Raw genomic sequence first — 6133 nt, 5'->3', positions numbered from 1 at the left:
TACCCGAATTCAAATCGTTGATTCAATCGATTCAGAAAAAAAAGGATTCGTTAACCCCAAAGCCCAAGCCTGCAAATCAAAACAACTGAAATTTTTCTAACCTGCTAGTCTGTCTGAACTTATCAACCAGATTGAGAGACAAAATTTTGCCATTTTGCTAATTTGACTTTTCTGCTACATTTCAGCCCTCTCTGACTACCTGCCTTTCGGTTCTTTCCACTCCCTCGCGAAGTTCTATTCGCCTCCCTAATTAGATAGTGAGTCCAGCGATGCGTCGTCATCCTATTTTCATTTCTACTCTGATCTTATTAATCCTGACAGGCAATCAGCAACTTCGGGCAGATGACCGGCTTCCGTCTCAACCACGCAGAATATCAAGATCAACGCCACCCTATGATCAGATCACTGGCAAATATCTTCCCTACAAGCCAATCAGAACTAACTCCAAAATAATTATAGAACAATGGTCGGCGGCGTCCCAAATTCATCCCTCTCTATCTCCCCAGTCAAAAGTGGACGAGTTTAAAAAAGGGAATCGAACTTATTTCTCAGGACATGAACTCTCGCTGATCTCAGAATTTCAACAACCCGTTCATGCGCAAAAATTACTTTCAGACTATGATTGGCGAGTTGTAAAGCAAACGAAAACAACTCTCATCCTGCGAGGCCAACCCAGAGATGTACTCACTCGACATCTCTGCCGCCCTTTTGAACTGCGGATTAATACTCAATCCATGCTGCCGGAAGCACTGACGTTTCTGTCTGATCCTGCCAAACAAAAACAAGGATTCGCTTCGATCGAATTGACGGCTAATAAAGCAATGCAATTGAAAACATTAGCGGAAACAAATTCTCATCCACAGTCGGTTCTACGAACAGTCGCAAAAGCAGTGTTTCTGCCAGACGGAAAGCATCAATCTCTCATTTCCACGATGGGTCCAATCAAAAACATCTCGTTTTCCCAATCCTACTCTGAGAATATTAAGACGAGTGAATTGCGGGAAATCGAAAAGCTGGTCTCACGCTGGATTGCGGAATCAGAACGAATTGACTCAATCAAATTAGGTAATGGTGTGCTGATTTTCAAACTTGGGGATAACCGGCAAGCTAATGTTCCCCAAAAGCGGTATACCAAACCCGATGGTACCTACATCAACGGTAATTTACCTTATCAAAGCGTCCTCCAACCCTGGCTGATCGACGTCGATCAAAAAACATTTATCATCGAATCCTTCGCGATCGAGCTATCCACCGACGACAAAAGTCCCTCCGCACCACGAATCATCACGTTGAATATCAAGCCGAACCCCACCAGTCCACCAAACGACTATCAAGGGGACAAATGGGATGCCGTCGAAATAGTCTTTAACACCGAGAAATCCTTGCCTGTCAAAATCACTGAGACCAGGAACAATCGGGTGTCGGAGTTTCTGTTGTCAGATATGCAAGTGCGATACAAAAAGTAAGCCTTGCGGGCGCTTATTCTTCGGGTGCTTCCCAGTCACCCCAGTGCTCCAGATAATGCAGATAGGCGGCGTTTCCTTCGGATTCCCCTTCAAGGTAACGATAGGCTTCGGTCACGATTTCCTGTTCTTCATCAATGCTGAGTTGTCCTGTAAGAACCCGTGACCTCAGAAACACAAAATATGTATCTAGTACATCACAACGACAATAGTCGTTTATTTCTCCGGCTTTTCCTGCGTCATACATTGCTTGAACTTTCGAACCATCGATGCCGGTCTTACCCGGTTTACCAATCAGATTCGCCAGCAGGTTCAACCCTCCGGTAACTCGACCGGCACCGAAGTTGGAAAACAGATCCATTAAGTCGATATGCGCGGAAGAATTATAACGATTTCGCGACTGTTCAAAACTTCGGGCATCAAGATTAAACCATTCCGGCAAGCTAATCCCGTAACGGTAAGCAGCCAGTTCCAGGACCGGCAAATCATAGCCTCTGCCATTAAAAGTCACAAAAGTGGGCTGGCCGTAGTGTGTCCAGCCTTGCCAGAACTTCTTAATAATCACATTCGGTCGAAATTCCGGAGCATCAAGTACTGTTAAATCCTGCAGGCGGTAATCGGCGGTAATTTTGGCAATGGCGACAGATACAGGCAACATAAAGGTGGCAGGTATGAAATCGCTGCCTGTTGACTCGAATTGTTCTCCCTGATATTTGGCAATCGCTGCCTGGGGAGTTAATTCTTCTTCGGGATAGCGAACTCGGGAAATCAAGTCTCCGTCAGCGACCGCTTCGACGTCAAATACAAGATATGATACTGGGGATTGAGTCACTTTCTCACTCACATTCTGTTTTGCAAGTTATTCTGATATTAACACTTAGCCTGTATCCAGGTTTATCGTAGCGTCCCCAGAACCACTTGAATCAAGTATAATAGTGCAGGAGCAGCCATGGATAAAATGGACGCGTTTTAAAACATTGACTGACGAACAGGATTGATCAGAAATCGGGGCTTCATTTAACGACACAACCAATGGCCCCTTCCATTCGGTTCTACTGATAAGTATAAACAATACAGTGAATTAATAGTAGTTTGGAGTATTCTTGATAAGGCTGTTGTGGATATGAGCGACCATGATGATCAACTCATGATTCAGGAAGATGATGAAGCACAACGAGATCTGGAGGCACAAGCCATCCGTGGTCTCTCGAATGCTTATCTCCTCATGCGCGAGGAAATCGGCAAAGTGATTATTGGCCAGAGCGAAGTCGTGGATGAAATTCTGATTTCATTATTCAGCCGCGGTCATAGTCTACTGGTAGGTGTACCCGGTCTGGCTAAAACTCTACTAGTCAGTACGATTGCCCAAATCCTGCATCTCTCATTCCGCAGAATTCAGTTTACCCCCGACCTGATGCCCTCAGATATTACGGGAACCGATGTTTTGCAGGATGACCCCGAAACGGGCCACCGTTCGTTTCAATTTATGCAGGGACCACTCTTCACCAACGTACTCCTGGCAGACGAAATTAACCGCACACCTCCCAAAACGCAGGCTGCCTTACTGGAAGCAATGCAGGAACGACATGTCACCGTCGGTTCCAGTACGTATCGTTTACCGGAACCATTCTTTGTACTGGCAACACAAAATCCGATTGAACAGGAAGGAACGTATCCGCTTCCGGAAGCACAGTTGGACCGATTCATGTTCAATGTCGTGGTCAACTATCCGTCTGCTGCAGAAGAGCTAATGATCCTCAAACAGACAACCGGAAACCATAAGCCTCAATTGGAAGCAGCCCTCACTGGGCGCCAGATTTTGGCGTTGCAGGAAGTTGTCCGCAAAGTACCAGTTGCCGAACATGTCTTTGTATATGCTCGCGATCTCGTCCGGGCCACTCGCCCGGTTGAAGCAACAGCGCCTAAGTTTATCAAAGAATATCTATCTTGGGGCGCCGGTCCTCGGGCTGGTCAGTTTTTAGTACTGGGAGCCAAAGCCAGAGCCATTTTGGAAGGTCGGTTTCATGTTTCTACCGAGGATATCAAATCGGTAGCACATGCCGTTCTCCGGCATCGGATAGTGACGACATTTCAGGCTGATAGTAAAGGACTCACGCCGGATGATATTATTGATATGCTGATTGAACATGTTCCCAACCAGCTGAAAGCGCAGGCAAAAGAAGCCGTCAAAGGGTAAAAAACCCACGGTCTTTCGTTACCTTGCTGACTATGAAGTAATCACGCCTCATGTCGATTCCCAATTCACAACGCATCTTTCTGGACAACAATTCCACAACGCAACCTCTGAATGAAGTGGTGGATCTTGTTGCAGAGCAGTACCGAACTCATTACGCCAATCCGGGTAGTACGCATGCCGAGGGACGTCAGGCCCGCAGAGTACTGGAAGATGCCCGAGAACAAATGGCATCGCTGCTGGGATCAAAACCTCAGGAAGTCATATTCACCAGTGGGGGTACAGAAGCGATCAATCTTGCCATTCAAGGATTTCTGACGGGAATCCCGGGCGAGATTGCCTTAACCGATGGCGAACATCCGGCGACCGTGAATACCATTCGCAGGTTGTCCTCACAGGGAATTAAAAAGAGGCTATTGAAAATCGGCACTGATGGTAGAATCGACCAGAGCCAACTCCCTCAGTTAGACTGGGAGAGGATTCAACTGGTTACCATCATTCTGGCTCACAATGAAACAGGAGTCATCCAGGAGATTGCCCCGATTGCAGCAATTTGTGAAGAAAAAGGAATTCCTCTGCATCTGGATTGTGTTCAAGCGATCGGAAAAATTCCGTTCAACTTTCATGAATCCGGTGCCACAGCCATTAGTCTGGCGGCTCATAAATTTCATGGTCCACGCGGTATCGGTGCAATGGTTGTTAAAGAGGGAGCACGTCTGCTACCTCAACTCGTCGGAGGCCACCAGGAGCGCGGACGGCGTGCAGGCACCGAACCCGTGGCGCTGGCCGCGGGAATGGCACACGCTCTGAAATGCATGTTGCAAGACAGAGAATCACAATCTCAAAAAATAGCCGCTCTCAGAGATCGCTTACAACAAGCTCTCACTGAAAAGTGTGCTCCAATTGTCGTCAATGGTTCACAACAACACCGACTGGCAAATACACTCAATATCTCATTCCCCGGCCTGGATGGAGAAGCGTTACTGATATCTCTGGATCTAGCCGGTATTTCCTGCTCTCTAGGTAGTGCCTGCGCAAGCGGTTCGCGAGACCCGGCCCCCGTAATGCTGGCTATGAATTGCGAAGAGAGTGTTTACCGCTCTGCTGTTCGATTAAGCCTGTCGATCCTCAATACGAGTGAGGAAATCGAAGAAGCCATTCGTCGAATCAGCAGAGTTGTCAATCAACTACGATCATGAGCTCCCTCATCTGATGGAATGACATGATCCGCCTGAACAATTCCAGGCATTGATCAAATCTTTCAGCCTATGATGAAGCTGATCACTTTGTGATTACTCTCCCGGCGCGTCGAAAATGGCAAACGGAGGCATTGGAAGCTCTGGATCTCCCAACTCTTTCAATTGATTTTCAATCATCTGGATGCGACTGGAGATTAACTCGCGGCGGTGTACCCATTTCTTTTCCCAGTTGTGAAACATGGTCTCAAGTGTTTCTGATTCTACTGTTGAGGTTTGATGTGTTTTTTGAATTTTAACAAGCGATCGTCCTAATCTTGAGTGGGCTTCCTTAACCTGATGACTAGTGTGTTTGGGACACAAAGGCATGCGATGCTGCTCCCTAAGGCGTGCGATTCGTTAAAGTTGGTCTTCTCAGGATAAATACATCTTGTAAGAGAAAAGTGATCGGGACAGGTGCACTATGAGCTTTAAAATTATTCCATCAACCGATTCGACATCATTTGTCTGTTTATGCTATCACCTGCTGTCGCTTCTCAACTGTTGTCAAGATGTGCAAAATAGATCGTCATTGCCGATCAGTGATCTTGAGAAATAAAGGGTGACTTTTTGGTTGAAATTTACGAGACGTGAAGAACTCTAAGTTCATTTGTTACGACCAGCATTCATCAGAACAATTGTTATTAACCCGCATAATCAATAACTCTGCAATAGCAGGCACAGAATGAACATGCTCAGATCATAGTCTGCAAGCCTTATAACTTTATGGAATGCGTTCAATCGTCTGGAAGAAAACATCAACATCACTGTTGAAATGGAACACGTTGTTGACACATTCTGATTCGAAGAAAGGCTGCCAACTGACCGGCTGGTATCTTGGAAAGCCTGGAGCTGAAATTTTACCGCTGAGATACAGAACATCGTCAAATCACATTTTCCTTTGGCGCTCTCACATTCCTGTTCGATCAGGGTCGCTGTTCGAAGTTCTTACATTACATCGCAGCTTAAGATTCTTTGCAGATCATGTGGCGTACTGCATCATCGGCAGCAGTTCTCTTTTGAGACTCTTTCATAGAAAGGACCGTCAGTTGCCGGTTCGAACAGGTGCTTCACCAACTTGTATGAGACGCATTCTTTGACATATCCATGATCAGTTGACCGCCAATGTCAAAGCTTAACGATTATACAGAGTCAACCTGTCACGAAAGTAAGACAGGGTCCGGTTAGGCAAACAGCAACGGTCGTGCCGCCAGCTTTGATATTCATATTCATTTGCGTGA

At 46.3% G+C, this 6133-nt stretch carries 5 protein-coding genes; 3 read left to right on the top strand and 2 right to left on the bottom strand.

Annotated elements, in window-relative coordinates; translation table 11 throughout:
- The first annotated feature begins 269 nt into the window (after positions 1 to 269).
- Positions 270 to 1466, top strand: a complete 1197-nt coding sequence (locus tag Q0668_RS14290; RefSeq protein WP_298865844.1) for a hypothetical protein — start codon at positions 270 to 272, stop codon at positions 1464 to 1466.
- Positions 1467 to 1479: 13 nt separating this feature from the next.
- Here the strand turns inward: Q0668_RS14290 and Q0668_RS14285 are convergent, their stop codons facing one another.
- On the bottom strand, positions 1480 to 2295 hold the full coding sequence (locus Q0668_RS14285) for a 3'-5' exonuclease (protein WP_298865842.1): 816 nt from the start codon (positions 2293 to 2295) through the stop codon (positions 1480 to 1482).
- A 291-nt stretch (positions 2296 to 2586) separates the two neighbouring features.
- Here Q0668_RS14285 and Q0668_RS14280 point away from each other — a divergent pair, with 291 nt between their 5' ends.
- A complete protein-coding gene (locus Q0668_RS14280) occupies positions 2587 to 3660 on the top strand; it encodes a MoxR family ATPase (protein WP_298865840.1) in 1074 nt (357 codons plus the stop codon).
- Between the two features lie 50 nt (positions 3661 to 3710).
- Entirely contained in the window at positions 3711 to 4856 is a 1146-nt protein-coding gene (locus Q0668_RS14275; protein WP_298865837.1) for a cysteine desulfurase family protein, read from the top strand.
- A gap of 93 nt (positions 4857 to 4949) precedes the next feature.
- On the opposite strand, the gene Q0668_RS14270 is transcribed toward Q0668_RS14275, so the two are convergent.
- A complete protein-coding gene (locus Q0668_RS14270; RefSeq protein ID WP_298865835.1) occupies positions 4950 to 5222 on the bottom strand; it encodes a hypothetical protein in 273 nt (90 codons plus the stop codon).
- Between the last annotated feature and the right edge of the window lie 911 nt (positions 5223 to 6133).

Source organism: uncultured Gimesia sp. (genome assembly GCF_937910335.1).
GTDB lineage: Bacteria > Planctomycetota > Planctomycetia > Planctomycetales > Planctomycetaceae > Gimesia.
This window is presented reverse-complemented; position numbering and strand designations above follow the sequence as displayed.